18 protein-coding genes are annotated in these 19,043 nt (G+C 60.2%); 6 read left to right on the top strand and 12 right to left on the bottom strand.

Features of this window, described 5'->3' with window-relative positions; translation table 11 throughout:
- Positions 1-21: 21 nt before the first annotated feature.
- The 9 genes from AAE029_RS06845 to eno all read right to left on the bottom strand — a co-directional run bounded on the left by AAE029_RS06845 (position 22) and on the right by eno (position 8,651).
- Entirely contained in the window at positions 22-270 is a 249-nt protein-coding gene (locus AAE029_RS06845) for a GlsB/YeaQ/YmgE family stress response membrane protein (RefSeq protein WP_371072038.1), read from the bottom strand.
- 14 nt (positions 271-284) lie between these two features.
- Complete coding sequence (locus AAE029_RS06840; RefSeq protein WP_371072037.1) at positions 285-539, bottom strand: GlsB/YeaQ/YmgE family stress response membrane protein; 255 nt, start codon at positions 537-539, stop codon at positions 285-287.
- Positions 540-594: 55 nt separating this feature from the next.
- Positions 595-2,040 carry a dihydrolipoyl dehydrogenase gene (lpdA, locus tag AAE029_RS06835; protein WP_371072036.1) on the bottom strand — a complete coding sequence of 482 codons (1,446 nt, stop codon included), beginning with the start codon at positions 2,038-2,040 and terminating at the stop codon, positions 595-597.
- A gap of 166 nt (positions 2,041-2,206) precedes the next feature.
- Positions 2,207-2,848 carry an SGNH/GDSL hydrolase family protein gene (locus AAE029_RS06830; protein ID WP_371072035.1) on the bottom strand — a complete coding sequence of 214 codons (642 nt, stop codon included), beginning with the start codon at positions 2,846-2,848 and terminating at the stop codon, positions 2,207-2,209.
- A gap of 19 nt (positions 2,849-2,867) precedes the next feature.
- Positions 2,868-4,208: a pyruvate dehydrogenase complex dihydrolipoamide acetyltransferase gene (locus AAE029_RS06825; protein ID WP_371072034.1), complete on the bottom strand. Its 1,341-nt coding sequence runs from the start codon at positions 4,206-4,208 to the stop codon at positions 2,868-2,870.
- Positions 4,209-4,223: 15 nt separating this feature from the next.
- On the bottom strand, positions 4,224-5,621 hold the full coding sequence (locus tag AAE029_RS06820; protein ID WP_371072033.1) for a pyruvate dehydrogenase complex E1 component subunit beta: 1,398 nt from the start codon (positions 5,619-5,621) through the stop codon (positions 4,224-4,226).
- Positions 5,622-5,638: 17 nt separating this feature from the next.
- Positions 5,639-6,685 (bottom strand): pyruvate dehydrogenase (acetyl-transferring) E1 component subunit alpha, encoded by a 1,047-nt coding sequence (pdhA, locus tag AAE029_RS06815; protein WP_371072032.1) that lies wholly within the window; start codon positions 6,683-6,685, stop codon positions 5,639-5,641.
- A gap of 147 nt (positions 6,686-6,832) precedes the next feature.
- Positions 6,833-7,153, bottom strand: a complete 321-nt coding sequence (locus AAE029_RS06810; RefSeq protein WP_371072031.1) for a septum formation initiator family protein — start codon at positions 7,151-7,153, stop codon at positions 6,833-6,835.
- A 223-nt stretch (positions 7,154-7,376) separates the two neighbouring features.
- Complete coding sequence (gene eno / locus AAE029_RS06805) at positions 7,377-8,651, bottom strand: phosphopyruvate hydratase (protein WP_371072030.1); 1,275 nt, start codon at positions 8,649-8,651, stop codon at positions 7,377-7,379.
- Positions 8,652-9,143: 492 nt separating this feature from the next.
- Here eno and AAE029_RS06800 point away from each other — a divergent pair, with 492 nt between their 5' ends.
- Entirely contained in the window at positions 9,144-11,000 is a 1,857-nt protein-coding gene (locus tag AAE029_RS06800) for a methyl-accepting chemotaxis protein (protein WP_371072029.1), read from the top strand.
- A gap of 57 nt (positions 11,001-11,057) precedes the next feature.
- Here AAE029_RS06800 and kdsA read toward each other — a convergent pair whose 3' ends face one another.
- From kdsA to AAE029_RS06785, 3 genes are all read right to left on the bottom strand, one after another.
- Positions 11,058-11,906 (bottom strand): 3-deoxy-8-phosphooctulonate synthase, encoded by an 849-nt coding sequence (kdsA, locus tag AAE029_RS06795; RefSeq protein ID WP_371072028.1) that lies wholly within the window; start codon positions 11,904-11,906, stop codon positions 11,058-11,060.
- Entirely contained in the window at positions 11,903-12,796 is an 894-nt protein-coding gene (locus AAE029_RS06790) for a VOC family protein (RefSeq protein WP_371072027.1), read from the bottom strand. The genes kdsA and AAE029_RS06790 overlap by 4 nt, the downstream gene beginning before the upstream one ends.
- Positions 12,797-12,946: 150 nt before the next feature.
- On the bottom strand, positions 12,947-13,228 hold the full coding sequence (locus tag AAE029_RS06785; RefSeq protein ID WP_371072026.1) for a hypothetical protein: 282 nt from the start codon (positions 13,226-13,228) through the stop codon (positions 12,947-12,949).
- A gap of 328 nt (positions 13,229-13,556) precedes the next feature.
- Between AAE029_RS06785 and AAE029_RS06780 the strand changes: the two genes are divergently transcribed.
- The 5 genes from AAE029_RS06780 to glp are packed head-to-tail and all read left to right on the top strand — an operon-like array spanning position 13,557 to position 19,030.
- Positions 13,557-15,446 carry a SurA N-terminal domain-containing protein gene (locus AAE029_RS06780; RefSeq protein ID WP_371072025.1) on the top strand — a complete coding sequence of 630 codons (1,890 nt, stop codon included), beginning with the start codon at positions 13,557-13,559 and terminating at the stop codon, positions 15,444-15,446.
- An 18-nt stretch (positions 15,447-15,464) separates the two neighbouring features.
- Positions 15,465-16,487: an anthranilate phosphoribosyltransferase gene (gene trpD, locus AAE029_RS06775; RefSeq protein WP_371072024.1), complete on the top strand. Its 1,023-nt coding sequence runs from the start codon at positions 15,465-15,467 to the stop codon at positions 16,485-16,487.
- A gap of 6 nt (positions 16,488-16,493) precedes the next feature.
- On the top strand, positions 16,494-17,309 hold the full coding sequence (gene trpC / locus AAE029_RS06770; protein ID WP_371072023.1) for an indole-3-glycerol phosphate synthase TrpC: 816 nt from the start codon (positions 16,494-16,496) through the stop codon (positions 17,307-17,309).
- Entirely contained in the window at positions 17,310-17,810 is a 501-nt protein-coding gene (moaC, locus tag AAE029_RS06765; protein WP_371072022.1) for a cyclic pyranopterin monophosphate synthase MoaC, read from the top strand. It abuts the gene before it with no gap.
- Positions 17,807-19,030 carry a gephyrin-like molybdotransferase Glp gene (gene glp, locus AAE029_RS06760; protein ID WP_371072021.1) on the top strand — a complete coding sequence of 408 codons (1,224 nt, stop codon included), beginning with the start codon at positions 17,807-17,809 and terminating at the stop codon, positions 19,028-19,030. Before moaC ends, glp begins: the two co-directional genes overlap by 4 nt.
- The last annotated feature ends 13 nt before the right edge of the window (positions 19,031-19,043 follow it).

The raw sequence follows: 19,043 nt of genomic DNA, 5'->3' as shown, positions 1-19,043 counted from the left end.
AACACGCAGCAATGCTTCCAATCAACGCCGCACCAGCCGCGCGAGGAATATCAAAAGGCATGCACCGAGGAAACCCGTGACGAAATAACCGAGCCGCCCGCCGGCGACCTGGATATGGAACTGTGCCAGGACTGCGGTCGCGACCACCGAGCCGACTATGCCGAGAACGATGTTCAGGATAATCCCGTAGCGAGCCTCCATCAGCTTGCCGGCAAGCCAGCCCGCCAGTCCACCGATGATGATCGCCGCAATCCAGCCCACACCTTCCATCGTTTCCTTGCCCCCTACGCTATCGCCCTTGCAATCAATACCACGACGATCGCGCCGACCGTTGCGTGAATGATCGATACCACCAATGCATTTTCGATGCCCAGCGAGATCCCGAGCGCATTAAACAGGAACCCGCCGACGAAGGCACCGATCACGCCACTCAGGAGGCAGCGGATCAATCCGCCGCCGCCAACGACTAGGCTGGCAAGAAACCCCGCCACCAGACCGATCAAAAGAAAGACAATCCACGCCTGCGTACTCAAAGACATGATGATTTCCTTTCACTTTTTCCACCCCCGAGATAGAGGGCGTGGGCAGAAATTATCAAGCGTTGAGCACTCGGCCGTAAGCGTCCAGCACCGCTTCCTTCATTGTTTCCGAAACGGTCGGATGCGGGAAGATCGTATGCATCAGTTCTTCCTCTGTCGTCTCGAGATTCATCGCCACGACGAAGCCCTGGATGAGCTCGGTCACTTCTGCGCCGACCATATGTGCGCCGAGGAGTTCGCCGGTCTTGTTGTCGAAGATCACCTTGCAAAGGCCCTGGTCTTCGCCGAGCGCGATTGCCTTCCCGTTTGCCGCAAAGGGGAAGCGGCCGACGCGGATGTTGCGGCCCAGTTCCTTGGCCTTGGCTTCCGTCAGCCCTACCGAAGCGACCTGCGGCTGGCAGTAGGTGCAGCCCGGAACCTTGCCCTTGTCGGTTGGATGCACGCCGGGAACGCCAGCGATCTTCTCGACGCAGACGACACCTTCGTGCTCGGCCTTATGGGCGAGCATTGGCGGACCGGCGACGTCGCCAATCGCATAGATGCCGGCGACATTGGTCTTGCCGTAGCCATCGGTGACGATGCAGCCGCGGTCAGTCTTCACGCCGAGCGCTTCCAGGCCAAGGTTCTCGATATTGCCCTGAACGCCGACAGCCGAGATCATGCGATCGGCGGTGATCTGCTGCACCTTGCCATTCTCGGTTTCGACATGTGCGGTGATGCTGTTGGCTGCCTTATCAACCTTCGTGACCTTCGCCTTGGTGAAGATCTTGAGACCGCGCTTTTCGAGCTGCTTGCGCGCAATGGCGGAGATTTCCGCATCCTCGACGGGGATGATCGTCGGCATGATCTCGACAACGGTGACGTCGACGCCCATCGAGCGGTAGAAGCTTGCAAACTCGATGCCGATTGCGCCCGATCCCATGACGACCAGTGACTTCGGCATGGTCTCCGGCTTCAACGCTTCGAAATAGGTCCAGATCAGCTTGCCATCCGGCTCGATGCCGGGCAGAGAACGCGGACGGGCGCCGGTCGCAAGAATGATGTGCTTGGCAGTGTAAGTGCCCTCACCCTTGACGTTCTTGGGCACCGGATGCTGCGGTTCGACGGCCGGCTTGGACGGCTTGCCGACAACGATCTCTCCCGGCTTCGTGATCTTCGCTTCGCCCCAGATGACGTCGACCTTGTTCTTCTTCATCAGGAAGCCGACGCCGTTGTTCAGCCGGGCCGAGACGGCGCGCGAGCGGCCTACGACCGCCTTCGTATCCGGCGTCACCTTGCCGTCGAGAACCAGGCCATAGTCCTTGAAGTGATTGGCGTGATCCAGCACCTCGGCGGAGCGCAGGAGCGCCTTGGTCGGGATGCAGCCCCAGTTCAGGCAGATGCCGCCCAGATGTTCACGCTCGACGATAGCGGTCTTGAGGCCGAGCTGACCGGCGCGTACGGCGGCGACATAACCGCCAGGACCGGAACCGATAATGATGACGTCGTAATTCTCAGCCATATTTTCCTGCCTTTGTGCGAGCGCGATGCCGAAGGGTGAGAAGCGGCTTTAGGGGCATCAAACTCTATGTTTAAATCCAGATTCGACCTGAAATTACCTGCCGTTAGAGCGTTGCTTTCGAGCAAGGCTCTAACCCCTTATCTCCAGAGCACGATGGGAACCATCGTCAAAGCCCCAGCATCATCCGTATGATTGGCTCCAGGCCGCGCCCGAGCGCCCGCGTATTCTCCGCGTCCATGTGGACACCGTCGAGCGGGGTCGTCTTGGCAACGGAACTGCCATCGAAGAAACCGCAGCCGAGCTCGTCGGCAAGGTCACGATAGAGCGTTGCGAGCTTTGCCGATTCCGCGACACCGCCTGCATAGGAGGCTGCGAAGGGCGCATTCGCCGTCTCGCAGAGCATTGGCGGGGCGACGATCAGAATGTCCGGCCCATCGAATTCGAAGGGCCAGATATGATTGCGGATCAGCCGGACCAGCCGTGCGATGCCTTGGCAGGCTGCGAAAGCCGACCCTGCCACGACCGGCTTCATATCGTTGCTGCCGAGCATGATGACGACGAGATCAAGCGGCGCATGCGTCTGCAGGATGGTCGGCAGGAGGCGAGCACCGTTGCGATCGCAGTCAGCAAGATGATCATCGAAAGCGGTCGTGCGCCCATTCAGGCCTTCGGCAATGATACGGACCTGATCGCCGAGCGCCTTCTGCAGCACGCTCGGCCACCGGTCTTCATAGGCATGACGTCCGATTGCCTCGGGGTCGTAGCCCCAGGTCAATGAATCGCCATAGCAAAGAACGGCCTTGGTCATTTCCGCCTCCGCTTCAAGCTCAGACAAGCATTCCCATCGGATTTTCGATGTAGCCCTTGAAGGCGGCCAGCAGCTCCGCACCAAGCGCACCGTCGACGCAGCGGTGATCCGTCGAGAGCGTGACGCTCATCACGGTCGCAATCGCCATCTCGCCCTTCTTGACGATGACGCGCTGCTCACCGGCACCGACGGCAAGGATCGTCGCATGCGGCGGGTTGATGACGGCTGAGAATTCCTTCACGCCCATCATGCCCATATTGGAGACCGACGTGGTGCCGCCCTGATATTCCTCGGGCTTTAGCTTGCGGTCCTTGGCGCGTTTGCCGAGATCCTTCATCTCGTTGGAAATGACGGACAGCGTTTTCTCGTCGGCCTTGCGGATGATCGGCGTGATCAGACCGCCGGGAATGGAGACAGCGACACCGACATCAACTTGGTTGTGCTTGACCATGTTGCTGTCGGTCCAGGAGACATTCGCATCGGGAACGTCGCGCAGCGCCAGCGCCATGGCCTTGATGACCATGTCGTTGACAGAGAGCTTATAGGCCGGAGCGCCATCCTTGCGCGGAGCGGCGTCGTTAAGCTGCGCACGAAGCGCAAGCAGCGCATCGAGCTCGCAATCGACGGTGACGTAGAAATGCGGAATCGTCTGCTTGGATTCGACCAGGCGCTTGGCGATCGTCTTGCGCATGCCGTCATGCGGTACGAGCTCGTAGGAGCCTGGCTCGAAGAGCTTGAGCACGGCCTCTTCGGAAGGTCCCTTCGCCATGGGCGCTGCGGCCGGAGCGGCTGCAGGCGCTGCAGCCGGAGCGGCCTTGGCGGTTCCGCCGGCGACGGCGGCTTCGACGTCCTTCTTGATCACGCGGCCATGCGGGCCGGAACCGACGATCGCCGTAAGATCGATGCCGGATTCCTTCGCCAGGCGCCGGGCAAGCGGAGAAGAGAAGGTGCGATTGCCATCAGAAGAGACGGCAGCGGGTGCTGCCGGAGCCGGTGCTGGGGCTGGCGCGGATTGCGCCGGCGCGGGCTGGGCGGCCGGAGCGGCCTCTGGCTTCGGCGCCGGAGCGGCGGCGGGTGCCGGGGCGGCAGCGCCGGAAGCGGCGGAGGAGACGTCTTCACCCTCGCCCGCCAGAACCGCGATCAGCGCATTGACCTTGACGCCTTCAGTGCCGGCCGGAACGACGATCTTGGCAACCGTGCCCTCGTCAACGGCCTCGACTTCCATCGTCGCCTTATCGGTTTCGATCTCGGCAATCACGTCACCGGATTTAACCGTGTCGCCTTCCTTGACCAGCCACTTGGCCAGATTGCCTTCTTCCATGGTCGGAGAGAGGGCAGGCATTGTGATGTTGATAGGCATCGAAAGGCCCTCCCCTTATTTGTAGCAAACGGCTTTCACCGCATCGACCACTTCCGCAACACTCGGTAGCGCCAGCTTCTCGAGGTTTGCCGCGTAAGGCATGGGAACATCCTTGCCAGCGATCGTCAGGATCGGCGCGTCGAGATAGTCGAAGGCCTGCTGCATGACGCGGGTCGCGATTTCCGTGCCGACCGACGACTGCGGATAGCCTTCCTCAACGGTAACGAGACGGCCGGTTTTCTTGACCGATTCAATAATCGTCTGCAGATCCATCGGGCGGATGGTGCGCAGGTCGATCAGCTCGACGTCGATACCCTGGCTTTCGAGCTCGGCGACCGCCTTCGTCGCATAGGTCATGCCGATACCGAAGGAGACGACCGTCGCATCCTTGCCGGAGCGGTGGATACGGGCTTTGCCGATCGGCAGGACAAAATTGTCGAGCTTCGGCACATCGAAATGCTGGCCGTAGAGAATTTCGTTCTCAAGGAAGATGACCGGGTTTGGATCGCGGATCGCCGCCTTGAGCAGGCCCTTGGCGTCAGCGGCCGTATAGGGCATAACGACCTTGAGGCCCGGTATATGGCTGTACCAGGCGGCATAGTCCTGACTGTGCTGCGCTGCCACGCGGGCGGCAGCGCCGTTCGGACCGCGGAAGACCATTGGGGCACCCATCTGGCCACCGGACATGTAAAGCGTCTTGGCTGCGGAGTTGATGATCTGATCGATCGCCTGCATGGCGAAGTTGAAGGTCATGAACTCGACGATTGGCTTCAGACCGGCCATGGCGGCACCGACGCCGAGACCGGCAAAGCCATGCTCGGTGATCGGGGTATCGACGACGCGACGCGGGCCAAATTCCTGCAGCAGGCCCTGCGTGACCTTGTAGGCGCCCTGGTATTCGGCGACTTCCTCGCCCATGACGAAGACGCTCTCATCGGCACGCATTTCCTCGGCCATGGCATCGCGCAGCGCTTCGCGCACCGTCATCGACACCATTTCCGTGCCGGCCGGAATGTCCGGATCGCTTGCGACCTGCGCCTTCGGCGCTGCCGGAACCGGTGCCGCTGCGGAACCGGTATCCGTTGGCTTTTCTTCCTGGGCGACCTGTGGTGCCGCAGCCGGGGCCGGCTGGGCAGCGGGCTTAGCCGACGAAATATCGGAAGCGGATTCTCCGTCCTGAAGGAGGACGGCGATGCGGGTGTTCACCTTGACACCTTCGGTGCCGGCATCGACCAGCAGCTTCCCGATCGTGCCTTCGTCGACGGCTTCCACTTCCATGGTCGCCTTGTCGGTTTCGATCTCGGCGATCACATCGCCGGAGGTGACCTTGTCACCCTCTTTCTTGAGCCACTTGGAGAGCGTGCCTTCTTCCATCGTCGGAGAGAGGGCGGGCATGAGAATATCGATGGGCATGGATCGTCCCTCCCCGATTAGAGCAGAATGTCGGTATAGAGTTCGGAAACGGCCGGTTCCGGATCGGCCTGGGCGAAATCGGCGCTGTCGGCGACGATGTCGCGGACGTCCTTGTCGATCGCCTTCAGTTCGTCTTCCGACGCCCAGCCCTTTTCGAGCAGGCGCAGCCGCACCTGCTCGATCGGATCATGCTCGGAACGCATCTTCTGCACTTCGTCCTTGGAACGGTACTTCGCCGGATCCGACATCGAGTGGCCGCGGTAGCGGTAGGTCAGCATTTCCAGAATGATGGGGCCCTTGCCGGAGCGGCAATGCTCCATCGCCTCGTCTGCTGCAGCCTTTACGGCACGCACATCCATGCCGTTCACCTGGAAGCCTGGAATGTTGAAGGAGGCGCCGCGCTGCGAGAAATCGGCCTGGGCCGTAGCGCGCGCGGTCGAGGTACCCATGGCGTAGCGGTTGTTCTCGATCACGTAGATGACCGGCAGCTTCCAGAGCTGCGCCATGTTGAAGCTTTCGTAGACCTGGCCCTGGTTGGCTGCTCCGTCGCCAAAATAAGCAACGCTGACGCTATCATTGCCGCGGTACTTGTTGGCGAAGGCAAGGCCGGTGCCGAGCGAGACCTGTGCGCCGACGATGCCATGGCCGCCGTAGAAATGCTTCTCCTTGGAGAACATATGCATCGAGCCGCCCTTCCCTTTGGAATAGCCGCCCTGGCGTCCGGTCAGTTCCGCCATTACGCCACGCGCGCTCATGCCGGTCGCCAGCATGTGGCCGTGGTCGCGATAGCCGGTGATGACCTGGTCGCCTTCCTTCAGCGCCATCTGCATGCCGACGACGACTGCTTCCTGGCCGATGTAGAGGTGACAGAAGCCGCCGATGAAGCCCATGCCATAGAGCTGGCCGGCTTTTTCCTCGAAGCGACGGATGAGCAGCATCTCGCGGTAAGCTTTCAGCTCAGCGTCGCGATCGAATTCCGCGATGGTGCCGTTGGCGAAATCTTTCTTGGCAGGTTTTGCCGAAGTCTTGCGGCTGGAAACGATCGCGGATTTTCGCGGCGCCATTCAACCCTCCCTCTGCTTGCTATCAGATCAATGGTGCGGCGTACCATATGCAAGAAAAGTCGACACAGCAATGCCATAATTGCATGGCTCGTATTCTAGTCTAAATCATTGATAAGGCTGATGAAATCGTGATTAACTTATTTCCGGTTAATTCAGGTGGGAATTGAAGATGACGATTTCATCCGCGCGGGAAACATTGAGCTGGTAGCGGGCTTTTTCATCCAGCATGTCCTTCTCCAGCGATCCGTCGCTCATTAGTGCGACCTGCCGCTCGAGATGCTCGCGCTGAGTGGTCAGGACGGCGAGTTCCTTTTCGCGCTGAAGGCGCTGTCGCTCGAACGTTTCTGTCGCCCTCAGGCCATAATCGCCATGGATGCAATGATAGCCAAAGTACGAGACGAAGGCGATAGTGATCGCCGGAAGAACGAAACGGCCAAGTCTTCTTTTCTTATGATATTTTGTCCACATTCTCGCATGCTCTATACGCAGAACCCATTCCGCAAAACTAGCGTGGAGATGTTAACCGTCCGTTGACTCTGGCGCGCGGCCGCGAAAATCAGATGCGATTTTCGGAAAGAATATTCACGGATTCAAAATGATAGGCCGCCTCGGCACGTTGTCGTGGATCTCTTGTCCAGACAAACAAAACCCGCACCTTTCGGGGCGCGGGTCTTGATCGCAAGTCGGATGATCAGCCGCGAATGATCGAGCGGCCGGCATATTGCGCCTGCGGGCCGAGACCTTCCTCGATGCGGATGAGCTGATTGTATTTGGCGAGACGGTCGGAGCGCGAGAGCGAACCCGTCTTGATCTGTCCGCAATTGGTGGCGACGGCGAGATCGGCGATTGTCGAATCTTCCGTCTCGCCGGAGCGGTGCGACATGACGGCGGTATAAGCCGCCTTATGCGCCGTTCCGACCGCGTCGAGCGTTTCGGTCAGCGAGCCGATCTGGTTCACCTTGACGAGGATCGAGTTCGCAACGCCCATGCGGATGCCGTCGCGAAGGCGCGCCGAATTCGTGACGAAGAGATCGTCGCCGACGAGCTGGCAGTTGGCACCGATGAGATCGGTGAGCGTCTTCCAGCCGTCCCAATCGTCTTCCGCCATGCCATCTTCGATCGAGATGATCGGATATTTGCCGACCAGTTCGGCGAGATATTCGGCCATGGCGCCCGATTCCAGCGTGCGGCCCTCGCCTTCCATGACGTACTTGCCGTCCTTGAAGAATTCGGTGGAAGCGCAGTCGAGGCCGAGAAAGATGTCATCGCCCGGCTTGTAACCGGCCTTCTCGACCGATTTCATGATGAAGTCGAGCGCTTCTGGCGCGCTCTTCAGGCCCGGCGCAAAACCGCCCTCGTCGCCGACATTGGTGTTGTGGCCCTGGGAAGCGAGTTCCTTCTTGAGCACGTGGAAGACTTCCGAACCCATGCGCACGGCGTCGGCCAGCGTGTCGGCGCCGACGGGCAGGATCATGAACTCCTGGAAGTCGATCGGATTGTCGGCATGTGCGCCGCCATTGATGATGTTCATCATCGGAACGGGTAGCAGATTCGCACTGGCTCCTCCGACATAGCGGTAGAGCGGCAGCCCGGACGCCTGCGCGGCGGCCTTGGCCACGGCGAGCGAAACGCCGAGGATGGCGTTGGCACCGAGACGCGACTTGTTCGGCGTGCCGTCGAGCTCGATCATGATCTTGTCGATCTGGATCTGGTTTTCAGCGTCAATGCCGCCGATCGCGTCGAAGATCTCCGTGTTGGCAGCCTCGACGGCCTTTTCGACACCCTTGCCATGATAGCGCTTGCCGCCGTCGCGCAGCTCGACCGCTTCATGCGCGCCCGTCGAAGCGCCCGAGGGAACGGCCGCCCGGCCCATGCTGCCGTCTTCGAGATAGACGTCGACCTCAACGGTGGGGTTGCCACGGCTGTCGAGGATTTCGCGGGCGATAATGTCGGTAATTGCGGTCATGATTGCTCCCTGCTCGCTGGGTGTAAGAAATCTATGATGACGGCCTGTCTTAATCGAAGGCATGGAAATTACAATGCCAGACCGATGCCGTCATGAGGCCCATTCAGCCCGCCTATCGCAGAAAGATGTCAGACTTTTGAAAGCGCGTGACGAGCCGCCGCTTCGAAGCGCCGATCGTCCGGATCCTCGGCCGGTGTCCTGCGTAAGAATAGGAAGGCTCCCCGGCGTTGGCGGTTGCATTTCCGAAAGCACCCAATCTTGGTTACCCGTATCGGTTTAAAATTTAGGAGTCGGTAACCATTTTTCCCTTATTTTTCAGAGGGAACAAAGGGGCGTCGCGAAGGGGAAGCGCGACGTTGCATGAAGCTGGCCCCTTTTGCGGTCAACGCCTGCGTAATGGCGTGGCGTCGCCGCCCTGCATCCATGATTCACTGAGCATTTTCGCGGGGAGCCTTCGAGGCGACCGACATGCACGTTTCCATGAGGGGCAAGATGAAATTCAACATCGCACGAAGCCTTGCGATATTTGGCGCAGTGGTCATTCTGGGACTGATCACCTCGATCGGCATCCAGAACTACGCATTCAACAAATTGCGGGTCAACGGGCTTCTGTACAAACAAATCATCTACGGCAAGGATCTTGTCGCCGACATCCTGCCGCCGCCGCTCTATGTGGTCGAACCTTACATGCTCGCCCTTGAGGCGGTCCAGCAGCCGGCCGCAGCCAAGGCCAATATCGAGCGCATCAAAAGCGTGCTGCAGCCGGCATACGAGGATCGCCGCAGATACTGGTTGGATACGCCGCTCAGCGACGATCTCAAACGGAAGCTTCTGGACGATGTCCTCGTCAAGGGCGATGAGTTCTGGCAGGTCATGAATACCGAGATGGCTCCGTCGATCCTTAATGACGACAGCAATGCCATAGCGCCCGTTTTTGAAAAGCTTGCGCAGCGTTTCCATGTTCACGAGAAGGCGGTGAACGAACTGGTTGAAATGGCAAACAGGTTCCAGGCCTCGGCCGAGAAGGACGCCGCCGAACAGACCGAGTTCCTCTCCGCCATCAGCCTTGCTGCCGCAGCGGTTTCATTCGCCCTGCTCGTCGGTGGGCTCTATCTGCTGCGTCGGCGTGCCATCGTGCCGCTTTCAGCCATGCGCAACTACGTGACTATCCTTGCCGGCGGCGATTACTCGCGCGAGGTGCCCTATGTCCGGCGGGCGGATGAAATCGGCGAGATGGCGCGTGCGGTTACCGTCTTCCGTGAATCGGCTAAGGAACGCGATGACATTCGTCTCCGGCAGGATGAGGAGCGGCGGGCCCAGACGCAGCGCGACGCCGACAATGCTTCTGCCAAAGCCGAAGAGAATGCTGTCCGAGAACGCGTCATTGCGAGCCTCAGCGATGGGCTGGAGCGTCTTTCAGCTGGCGATCTGACCGTCCAGCTCGACGAACCTTTTAGTGCCGCCTACGAAAAGCTCCGTGAAGAATTCAATACCAGTGTCCGAATGCTCGCCGATGCCATGAGGGAGATTTCAGCCGCGACGGACATTGTCCGTACCGGGTCGAAGGAGATCGCCTCCAGCACCGACGACCTGGCGCAAAGAACGGAGCAGCAGGCGGCTTCGCTCGAGCAGGCAGCATCCGCTCTCGACCAGATCACGGTCACGGTCAAGGCCGCGTCGGAACGCGCTCAGGAGGCAAATGCGATGATGTCGGCGACGAAGGACAGCGCCGGGCGCTCGGCCGCCGTCGTCCAGGACGCCGTTGGTGCCATGGAGAAGATCGAGGAATCCTCCTCGCAGATCCGCAAGATCATCAACGTCATCGACGAGATCGCTTTTCAGACCAATCTTCTGGCGCTCAACGCCGGCGTCGAGGCAGCACGCGCCGGCGAAGCAGGCAAAGGCTTCGCCGTGGTAGCACAAGAGGTTCGTGATCTTGCCGGACGTTCCGCCAATCTTGCCAAGGAGATCAACCTTCTGATCGAGACGTCATCGAGCCAGGTCGCCGCCGGCGTTTCTCTTGTCAACCGGACTGGCGAGGCGCTCGGTGACATCGACCGGCAGGTGTTGAAGGTGACGTCGCTGATCGAGGCCATCGTGCGCTCGTCTTCCGAACAGTCGACGGCGCTCGTCGAGGTCAACGCCGCCGTTAACAGGATGGACCAGGTGACCCAGCAGAACGCGGCGATGGTCGAGGAGACGAATGCGGCCTGCCGCGAGCTCGGCGACGAGGCGCTTCATCTGAATCACCTGCTTTCCCGCTTCCGTCTGGAAGGCGCTGGGGTCGAACCGGTCATCCTTTCGACCGGCCCTACGCCATCAAGAATCAGAGTGGTGGCCGCTCGCTGATTAATAGGTACGAGTAGCCCTGGTGGGGCGAAGCAACTCTTCGCCCCACGGGCGATTTCACAACCTCTTGGCAATCGCGTCGAAGGCAAGAAGCTTTTCCAGAAGCTGCGGCATGTCCTTCAGATAGACCATGGTCGGGCCATCCGACGGCGCGTTGTCCGGATCTTGATGCGTTTCGATGAAGACGCCAGCAACTCCGACAGCAACCGCGGCGCGAGCCAAGGTTTCCACGAACTCGCGCTGACCGCCAGAGGATTCACCCTGACCACCCGGCTGCGCGACCGAATGGGTGGCGTCGAAGATGACCGGGGCGCCCGTCTCAGCCATGATCGGCAGCGCCCGCATGTCGGAGATCAATGTATTGTAGCCAAAGGAAACGCCACGCTCGCAGAGGAGAACGTTCGGGTTGCCGCTGGAATTCAGCTTGCCGAGAACGTTTTTCATATCCCAAGGCGCCAGGAATTGGCCCTTCTTGACATTGACGACACGGCCGGTTTTGGCTGCCGCGATAAGCAGATCGGTCTGGCGGCAAAGGAAGGCCGGGATCTGGAGCACGTCAACGGTTTTGGCGACGATCGCGCATTGTTCCGGCGTGTGGATGTCCGTCAATACCGGGAAGCCGAATTCCCTTTTCAGATCGGCAAAGACTTCCATGGCGCTTTCGAGCCCGATGCCGCGCTTTCCGGAAATGGAGGTGCGGTTCGCCTTGTCGAAGGAGGACTTGTAGACGAGCCCGATACCGAGCTTGCTGCAAATTTCTTTCAGTGTGCCGGCGACCATGAACGCATGGTCGCGGCTTTCCATCTGGCATGGCCCAGCGATCAGCGACAGCCGTCCGCTGTTGGAAAAGACAACTTTAGAGGCGCCTTCGCCGACGGTCACTTCGGAATTGGTGGGACTGCTCATGATATCTCCTCGAAGGCAAACAGCGCGCCCTGCCCAGGCGTCGGCTTTACCAGAATGCGGTTGTTCTTGCGCGTATAGGTCACGCCGTTAGCAGCCAAATGCGCTTCTGTCACGCCAAGATCGCGAATCTTGAAAACGATCGCCTTGCCTCTCAGGCCCCGCCCTTCCGTGACCGGGGACAGGTCGAAGAAGGCTTCCATGCCCTCTGGCGTTAGAATGATGATCCTGCAATTGGCGGCCTGTGCGGTGATTCCGAAGGCGTGCCTCATGACATCGGCGCCGCCCGACGCACTCTTCAGGAAGGCTTCAAAGGTGCGCGGCTCGGGCTCGCAGAGTACGACCTCCGATATGCCGAGCACGCCGTTGAAGTGCGTTTCGAGGGGCGACCGGTCGCTGGGCACCGGATTGACCCTCTGGCAGCAGAAAAAGAAGAAGTCGGGCGAGCGCAGATCCGCCGCAAAGGCAAGCTTGAAACCCGCCGAAAATTCAGTCCCGTCCGGCATGCGGCTTGGCCTGAAAAATTCCAGCATGTCGCCGCCGGAAACGGCGTCGCTTATGAAGCGAGCATGGTCGACGGCAGCATCGGCCGTGCCGAAGCCGATCCCAGAGAATCCATCATCGCCGCAGCGGAAGCGGAACGCCTGGTCACGGGCAACAAAGACATTGCCATTTGCCGCCGCCGCTTCGCATTCGTCCTGGTTTGCAATGGCAAGCGGTTCCAGATAGGTGTTGTCGGAGAGGAAGACGCAGGCATTGTTTGTGCCGAAAGGATGGCGCCCATCCGCTGCTACCGTGAAGCCAAGCTTGCCAAGCCGTTCGCGTGACACGTCCAGATTGGACACGGGCAGAACGAGGTGATCGACCGGATGCGGTGAAACTGAAGCGGTCATGGCGGTTCCCCTTCGCTGATCGCTGATGTGCGCCGTTTATCATCGCTTTGCAAGTGTCAAACGTTTGAGCGGCCGCCCTCCTCCCACGCAAAACGCCCCTCTCCGGTAGCGCAGACCGGATCGAGGCGTCGATAGAACGATAAATACAGCCTAACGGCGGCTCATCAGACCAAGAATATACGCGATGCCTGCGGTGACAGCGAGCGCGAGAATCGGCTCTTCTCGTACCTTGTCGCGCACCCTTTCGGTCATCAGCGATGCTTCATCCACCACCACCGTTTTTGCGCCCTGTCCGATCGCCATGACACTTTCGGAAAGTCGCGCCAGATCCTGGCGCAAGGCTGCCACCTGCGCGGAAAGATCCTCTGCTGCGACTTCCTTTTCGACGCGCGCGGCTGCGGACTGTGCGGAGGCGGACTTCAATTCGGCCATGATCTGCTCCTCTCTGAGTGGATGCGGCTTCAACGAGATCGCAGGCGTAAAAGTTCCGATTTGCACCGATTTATTCGGCATTTCTCCTCTCTACATTGCGGTGGATCAAGGCACTGGACAGCGGCACAATGCTTTTCGTGCAATATGCCTTCAATTCCCCTTCGGATTGTTCTAAGGAACGTCGGATGCTTCGCCCTTGGGCGAAACGGCGCATGAGGCCGGATTCGGAGTAGTTTCGGAAGGCTTATGCGCGAATTTGAAATCGTTCTGGCGCCTTTGTGCTTCTCTGGAGGCGCGGCGCTGGGAAGTCATGTGAGGTCGCGTTGCAATGTTCGAACTGCTGAGGAAAGCCGCTAAAACCTGGGTTGCCAAGGGCCTTATGATTGTCCTGATCGCATCCTTCGGTATATGGGGCGCATCGCGGTCACTGGTGAGTGGATCGAGCAATGCGGTCATTTCCGTCGGCGACCAGCAGATCGACGCTACCGAGTTCAGGCTCGCCTATCAGCGCCAGCTCATGGCGCTCAGCCAGCAGATCGGCATGCGGCTGACACCCGATCAGGCCCGTGCCTTCGGAGTCGATCAACAGGTCTATGCCCAGCTCGTGGCCGGTGCCACGCTCGATCAGCTCGCCGACGACATGCATCTCGGTCTTTCGGAGGACCGCCTGGCGCAGTTGATCGGTGACGATCCGGCTTTCAAGTCCGTCAACGGGCAGTTCGATCGCCAGCTTTTCACCTCACGCCTGCGCAATGCCGGAATTCCCGAGGACGCTTATATCAAGGAGCGCAGCAAGGTCGCCGTGCGCAGCCAGATCGTTGATGCGGTCTCTGACGGCTTCAAGGCTCCCACAACGCTGGTCGATGCCCTCAAGCAATACCGCAATGAAAGCCGCGACATCGACTACCTGATCCTGACCAACGCCAATATCGACCCGATCAAGGCGCCGGCCGACGACGTTCTGGCAAAATGGTTCGATGGCGTCAAACAGCGTTACCGCGCGCCGGAATATCGCAAGATCGCCTATGTGAAGCTGCAGCCGGAGGATATCGCTGATCCGTCATCGGTCACGGATGACGCCGTACGCGAGGAGTTTGAAAAGAGCAAGGACAGCTTCCGCACACCCGAAACGCGCACGATCGAGCAGCTGACCTTTGCCAGCAAGGATCTGGCCGATGCTGCCGAACAGGCGCTCAAGACGGGCACGAGCTTCGATCAGCTCGTGACCGATCAGGGCAAGACGGCAACGGACGTCCTGCTTGGCGAATTCACCAAGGACAAGGTTCCGGATCAGGCGACTGCCGATGCCGCATTCGCTGTGACCATGGATGGCGGCACCACGCCGGTCGTCCAGGGCGCTTTCGGCCCGGTTATCCTGCGCATCACCAATATCAAGCCGGAGAGTGCTAAGACTTTCGACGAGGTGAAGGAAGAGATCCGCAAGCAGCTTGCGCTCGTCAACGCTTCCCAGCAGATCATCGACGTTCACGACCGTTTTGAGGATCTGCGCGCTTCCGGATCCACACTGCAGGACGCCGCCAAGGAGGTTAAGCTGAAGGCTGTGGTCATCGATGGCGTCGATGCCACGGGCCAGGACAAGAGCGGCAACGAGATCAAGGATGTCCCTGCGAAAGACCAATTGCTCGGCGAAGCATTCAAAAGCGATGTCGGCGCTGAAACGACGGCTCTGACGCTCGGCAATGACGGCTATCTTTGGTACGAGGTGGAGGATATTACCCCCGACCGCGACCGCCCCCTGGATGAGGTTCGTGAAAAGGCCGTTGCGGACTGGACTGCGGAGCAGCAGAAAATGGAACTTGCCAAGAAGGCCGAGGAGTTGAAGCAGCAGGCCCAGAAGGGCACCTCGCTTGCCGATATCGCAGCCCCGCTCGGCATTGCTGTTGAAAGCAAGAGCGGTCTTACGCGCGGCACCGACGATCCGGTCCTCGGTCGAGGCGGCGTGAGCGCCGCCTTCTCCGGCCCGGTCGATACCGTTGCAAGCGCCGTCGGTGCTGATCCGGATACACAAATTCTTTTGAAGGTGACTGCAGTCAATCCGCAGGCGACTGGCGACGTTCTGAACAACCAGGATGCGCAGGTCACCGCGATAGCCAATGCTGCCGGAGACGACATCCTTGATCAGATGGTCAATCAGCTACAGACCGAATATCGTGTCCATATCGATCAGAAGCTCGCCGAGCAATCGACATTGCGGTAACCGGAGGATCCAATCTTTATGGCCGATTTGAAGCCACTCCTAGCCAAAGTCGCCGGTCGCTCGGCGCTGACGCGCGATGAGGCACGGGAAGCCTTTGAAATCCTGATGTCCGGGGAAGCCACGCCATCACAGATCGGCGGATTTCTGATGGCGCTGCGCGTTCGCGGCGAAACGGTCGATGAGATTGTCGGCGCTGTCACAACCATGCGCGCCAAGATGCTGCCGGTCGAAGCGCCGGAGGATGCGATCGACATCGTCGGAACCGGCGGCGACGGCACTGGTACCTACAATATCTCGACGCTGGCGGCGCTGATCGTAGCGGGCGCTGGAGTGCCGGTCGCCAAGCACGGCAACCGTGCGCTGAGTTCGAAATCGGGAGCCGCTGACAGTCTCGCCGCGCTCGGGGTCAACCTTGACATAGAGCCGAAACTCATCTCCCGCTGCATCCGCGAAGCGGGCGTCGGGTTCATGTTTGCACAGCTGCATCATTCCGCCATGCGTCACGTAGGGCCCTCGCGTGTCGAGCTCGGCACGCGCACGATCTTCAATCTGCTTGGGCCACTTTCCAATCCCGCTGGTGTCCGCCGTCAGCTCCTCGGAGTCTTTGCACCGCAGTGGGTTGTGCCGCTTGCCGAGGTATTGAAGGATATGGGTTCGGAAAGTGTGTGGGTCGTGCATGGTGACGGTCTCGATGAGATCACGACGACCGGGAAGACGAGCGTCGCGGCGCTCGAGAATGGCAAAATTCGGACCTTCGAACTGACACCTCAGGATTTCGGAGTCGAGGCCTGTGTGCTCGCCGACATCAAGGGCGGCGACGGTGTGGCAAATGCCGCCGCCTTGCGTGGCGTACTAGGCGGGGCGCGCAACGCATATCGCGACATAGCGCTCGCGAACGCCGCCGCATCTCTGGTGATCGCCGGCAAGGCGGAGACGCTTCACGACGGCATGCGGATCGCAACGGACGCACTCGACAGCGGACGGACGGCTGCGGCGCTTGAAGCGCTCATAGCGGTCTCCAATGAAGCGAGTGAGGGTTGAGGACCCATGACGGATGTTCTGAAGAGGATCGAGACCTATAAACGCGAGGAAATTGCTGCAGCGATGGCACGCGTTTCGCTCGCCGATCTGAAGGCAAGGCAGCAGGATCAAGCGGCCCCGCGCGGCTTTTATAAGGCGCTTGTTGCAAAGCGTGAGGCTGGCAAATACGGCCTTATCGCCGAGATCAAGAAGGCAAGTCCTTCGAAGGGTCTGATCCGCCCGGACTTCGATCCCCCTTCCCTTGCAAAGGCCTATGAAGACGGTGGGGCCGCCTGCTTATCGGTGCTGACCGACACGCCGAGCTTCCAGGGTGCACCCGAATTCCTGACAGCCGCGCGCGCCGCCTGTGCGCTTCCGGCGCTACGCAAGGATTTCATGTTCGAGACCTATCAGGTGCATGAGGCGCGCGCCTGGGGAGCCGATTGCATTCTGCTCATCATGGCATCGCTTTCCGACAGCGACGCTGAACGGCTGCAGGACGAAGCTTTCTCGCTCGGCATGGACGTGCTGGTAGAAGTTCACGATGCCTCCGAGATGGAGCGGGCTTTGAAGCTCTCTTCTCCGCTTCTCGGCATCAACAACCGTAACCTGCGCACTTTCGAGGTCAGCCTCTCGGTCAGCGAAACGCTGGCAGGAATGGTGCCTGACGGCCGCCTGCTCGTCGGCGAAAGCGGCATCTTCACCCATGCCGACTGCCAGCGGTTGGAAGGCTCCGGCATCACGACCTTCCTCATCGGGGAGAGCCTGATGCGCAAGGACGATGTTGCAGCCGCGACAAGGCAGTTGCTGACTGGTGAAGCCGGTGCGATGGCGGCTGAATAGATGAGCGCGCAAGAGCCGGGCCTCACGCATATTGGCGCTTCGGGCGAAGCGAATATGGTCGATGTCGGCGATAAGGTCGAAACGGCCCGCAGCGCCACGGCCGAAGGTCACGTGAAGATGGCAGCGGAGACGCTGCGCCTCATCCGCGAGGGCAATTCCAAGAAGGGTGACGTGATCGGGACGGCGCGACTTGCCGGCATTATGGCCGCCAAGCAGACGGCAAGCCTCATTCCGCTCTGCCATCCGCTGATGCTGACCAAGATCTCTGTCGAGATCACCGAAGATGAAAACCTGCCGGGCTTGCGCGTCGCGGCAACGGCAAAGCTCACCGGCAAGACGGGCGTCGAGATGGAAGCGCTGACCGCTGTATCCGTTGCCTGTCTGACGATTTACGATATGGCCAAGGCTGCTGACAAAGCCATGGAGATCGGCGGCATCCGTCTTCTTGAAAAGTCGGGCGGCAAGTCCGGCACCTTTCGACATCCGGAGCACATGAAATGAGCCTCCTGCCAGTCGCCGATGCCCAGGCCCGCCTGCTCGACAAGGCAAAGCCCGTCGCCCAGACGGAAAGGGTACCCCTTCTCGAGGCAACGCGTCGTGTCTTGGCAGTGGATCTGACGGCGCGGCTGACACAGCCGCCGTTCAATGCGTCCGCCATGGACGGCTATGCGCTGCGAGCCGAAGATGCAGGCGAGCCCGGCGCGATCCTGAAGGTGATCGGTACCTCCGCTGCCGGCTATGCCTTCGATGGAGCGATCGGCAAGGGCGAAGCGGTGCGTATTTTCACCGGAGCACCAATCCCATCGGGAGCCGACAGCATCCTGTTGCAGGAGGATGCCGAGAAGCTGGATGACGCCATCCGTACGACCTATTCTGTGCGGCAGGGCCAGCATGTCCGCCCGCTCGGCCAGGATTTTACCGAGGGCGAAGCCGTCTTGACGGCGGGCACTATGCTCGATTTTTCCCGGCTGACGGTCGCTTCCGCCATGAATCACGCGGAGCTCACCGTTCTCCGCCGTCCGCTGGTGGCAGTCCTTGCGACCGGCGATGAACTGGTGGCGCCGGGTACCGAACCAGGCCCCGCCCAAATCATTGCCTCGAACACATTCGGGATTGCAGCTCTCATCAGGGAGGCCGGCGGCGAATTGCTCGACTTGGGCATCGTGCCGGACGACAAGGCTGCAATTGCCGCGGCGATCGATCGGGCACGCTCGGCAAAGGCCGATGTGATCGTGACACTCGGCGGTGCCTCCGTCGGGGACCGAGATCTGGTGCAGGCGACGCTAATCGAGGCGGGTATGCAGCTCGACTTCTGGCGCATCGCGATGCGTCCGGGCAAGCCGCTGATGGTCGGCAATTTCGGAGATACTTATGTGCTCGGTTTGCCTGGAAACCCGGTCTCCAGCCTCGTTTGCGGCTTGCTTTTCCTCGAGCCACTCGTTCGAAAGCTCGCCGGTCTATCGCCGATGAAGCGGGAAAGCACAGCCGAGGCGGCCGTGGTGCTTCCGGCCAACGACAAGCGGCAGGACTACGTGCGCGCAAGGCTCACGCGATCCTCCTCAGGCGCCTTGTTGGTCGAACCTTTCGGCAAGCAGGATTCTTCGATGATGAAGATCTTCGCCCATTCCGACTGTCTCATCATCCGCCCGCCGCATGCCCCGGAACTGCCGGCCGGGATGCCCTGCCCGGTTCTTTTGTTGAGGCCCGATCTGTCGATTTGATCGGGGCGATATG

This window comes from Sinorhizobium sp. CB7 (genome assembly GCF_041357635.1).
In the GTDB taxonomy this organism is placed as follows: domain Bacteria; phylum Pseudomonadota; class Alphaproteobacteria; order Rhizobiales; family Rhizobiaceae; genus Rhizobium.
The sequence above is the reverse complement of the archived record's forward strand: the minus strand, read 5'-3'. Positions and strand labels throughout refer to the sequence as shown.

What these genes read in the sequence shown, in the direction of transcription:
- AAE029_RS06845 (WP_371072038.1), bottom strand. Translation starts at nt 270, where the DNA reads ATGGAAGGTGTGGGCTGGATTGCGGCGATCATCATCGGTGGACTGGCG.
- AAE029_RS06840 (WP_371072037.1), bottom strand. Translation starts at nt 539, where the DNA reads ATGTCTTTGAGTACGCAGGCGTGGATTGTCTTTCTTTTGATCGGTCTG.
- lpdA (WP_371072036.1), bottom strand. Translation starts at nt 2,040, where the DNA reads ATGGCTGAGAATTACGACGTCATCATTATCGGTTCCGGTCCTGGCGGT.
- AAE029_RS06830 (WP_371072035.1), bottom strand. Translation starts at nt 2,848, where the DNA reads ATGACCAAGGCCGTTCTTTGCTATGGCGATTCATTGACCTGGGGCTAC.
- AAE029_RS06825 (WP_371072034.1), bottom strand. Translation starts at nt 4,208, where the DNA reads ATGCCTATCAACATCACAATGCCTGCCCTCTCTCCGACCATGGAAGAA.
- AAE029_RS06820 (WP_371072033.1), bottom strand. Translation starts at nt 5,621, where the DNA reads ATGCCCATCGATATTCTCATGCCCGCCCTCTCTCCGACGATGGAAGAA.
- pdhA (WP_371072032.1), bottom strand. Translation starts at nt 6,685, where the DNA reads ATGGCGCCGCGAAAATCCGCGATCGTTTCCAGCCGCAAGACTTCGGCA.
- AAE029_RS06810 (WP_371072031.1), bottom strand. Translation starts at nt 7,153, where the DNA reads ATGTGGACAAAATATCATAAGAAAAGAAGACTTGGCCGTTTCGTTCTT.
- eno (WP_371072030.1), bottom strand. Translation starts at nt 8,651, where the DNA reads ATGACCGCAATTACCGACATTATCGCCCGCGAAATCCTCGACAGCCGT.
- AAE029_RS06800 (WP_371072029.1), top strand. Translation starts at nt 9,144, where the DNA reads ATGAAATTCAACATCGCACGAAGCCTTGCGATATTTGGCGCAGTGGTC.
- kdsA (WP_371072028.1), bottom strand. Translation starts at nt 11,906, where the DNA reads ATGAGCAGTCCCACCAATTCCGAAGTGACCGTCGGCGAAGGCGCCTCT.
- AAE029_RS06790 (WP_371072027.1), bottom strand. Translation starts at nt 12,796, where the DNA reads ATGACCGCTTCAGTTTCACCGCATCCGGTCGATCACCTCGTTCTGCCC.
- AAE029_RS06785 (WP_371072026.1), bottom strand. Translation starts at nt 13,228, where the DNA reads ATGGCCGAATTGAAGTCCGCCTCCGCACAGTCCGCAGCCGCGCGCGTC.
- AAE029_RS06780 (WP_371072025.1), top strand. Translation starts at nt 13,557, where the DNA reads ATGTTCGAACTGCTGAGGAAAGCCGCTAAAACCTGGGTTGCCAAGGGC.
- trpD (WP_371072024.1), top strand. Translation starts at nt 15,465, where the DNA reads ATGGCCGATTTGAAGCCACTCCTAGCCAAAGTCGCCGGTCGCTCGGCG.
- trpC (WP_371072023.1), top strand. Translation starts at nt 16,494, where the DNA reads ATGACGGATGTTCTGAAGAGGATCGAGACCTATAAACGCGAGGAAATT.
- moaC (WP_371072022.1), top strand. Translation starts at nt 17,310, where the DNA reads ATGAGCGCGCAAGAGCCGGGCCTCACGCATATTGGCGCTTCGGGCGAA.
- glp (WP_371072021.1), top strand. Translation starts at nt 17,807, where the DNA reads ATGAGCCTCCTGCCAGTCGCCGATGCCCAGGCCCGCCTGCTCGACAAG.